The following is a 1,240-nucleotide window of genomic DNA, read 5'->3' on the forward strand; positions in this document are numbered from 1 at the left end:
AGATGGCAGAACATAAAATACTTGAAGAAGATTTAGGCATAGATGTATATTTCTGTGACCCACATTCACCCTGGCAAAAAGGCACATGCGAAAATATGAATGGTTTAATTAGGCAATATTTACCTAAAGGGATTGATTTAAATCAGGCAGATCAGCATTATTTAAATCAAGTTGCCATGTCACTGAATACTCGTCCTAGAAAAGCGTTAGATTGGCTTACACCATTAGAGAAATTTGCTCAGCTTGTTGATTATCATAAGACTTTTCAAACTGTCGCACCTCATGTTTGAATTCGCCGTTCTTCAAATAGTATGCAATGACATTACTGTTGTAGAGAGTCAATGAGTATTATTCTTTACGGTTTAACTTTGCATAAAGCTTGCAAGATCCTTAGCGTATTGATTCATATTACGACTTTCCCAAAGTCGGGAAGAATGATCATGACAGTCATAGCTAAGTGTAAAAAAACTATGGGTTGCCGGATAAGCCGTTCCGCTTTTAAATGCATCATGAAAAAATGACCAACGATATAACAGGCCAATAGGTATGTCTTCATCTTAATCTTCATAAGAAAGATAAGTAGCATCACTGATGTTAATAGAGTTGTGGTTCATCATTTGTTCATACAGGAAAAAGATAATTTATATAAGGTCGGTTTTTAAAGTTTTTTATGTGGGTTTTTATATGTCTGGTTTGGAGGTGAACGTGAGTGATGTAAGATTGTTGTATGTAAGCAAGTTAAAAGACTGTGCTAATCCTATGAATGAATTATTCAACATTCTTACAGAAGCATTAGATTTTAATAATCCTAATCAAATTTATGGAGCCCTTTACTACGGTAATAATTATTTTGTTCAGTGTCTTGAAGGAGACAAAGAAAAAGTAGAACATTTATTTTATAATAAAATTTTAAGAGACATACGTCATGAACAATGTGAAATTATGTTTTTTGAGAATATAAACGAACGTTTATTTTCAAATTGGCATATGAAATATGCAATTTTCCATAAGGATATATTAAGCTTTTTTTGTGAACATCACCTTGATGAGTTTAATCCGTATTTACTTAATACTGGAACTATACCTAATTTTATAGATCTTCTAGCTAAACAGCCAGATAGCTACTATAGCCTAAAGCAAAACTGCTAGCAGCAAATAGACTATATAGCTTTAGAAGTTATATAGTCTAATAACTTGTATTAAAAAATAAGCTATAAAATATTTATAATTAGAAGATTAT

2 protein-coding genes are annotated in these 1,240 nt (G+C 31.5%); both read left to right on the top strand.

What is annotated here, in order from left to right; translation table 11 throughout:
* Window positions 1-290, top strand: a 290-nt coding sequence (locus tag J502_RS16775; RefSeq protein WP_000807611.1) for an IS30 family transposase, incomplete at its 5' end; no start/stop codon positions are given.
* 415 nt (window positions 291-705) lie between these two features.
* Window positions 706-1,149: a BLUF domain-containing protein gene (locus J502_RS16005; RefSeq protein ID WP_005014506.1), complete on the top strand. Its 444-nt coding sequence runs from the start codon at window positions 706-708 to the stop codon at window positions 1,147-1,149.
* Window positions 1,150-1,240: the final 91 nt, after the last annotated feature.

Origin of the sequence: Acinetobacter sp. 1294596 (assembly GCF_000582925.1) — a bacterium.
GTDB lineage: Bacteria > Pseudomonadota > Gammaproteobacteria > Pseudomonadales > Moraxellaceae > Acinetobacter > Acinetobacter radioresistens.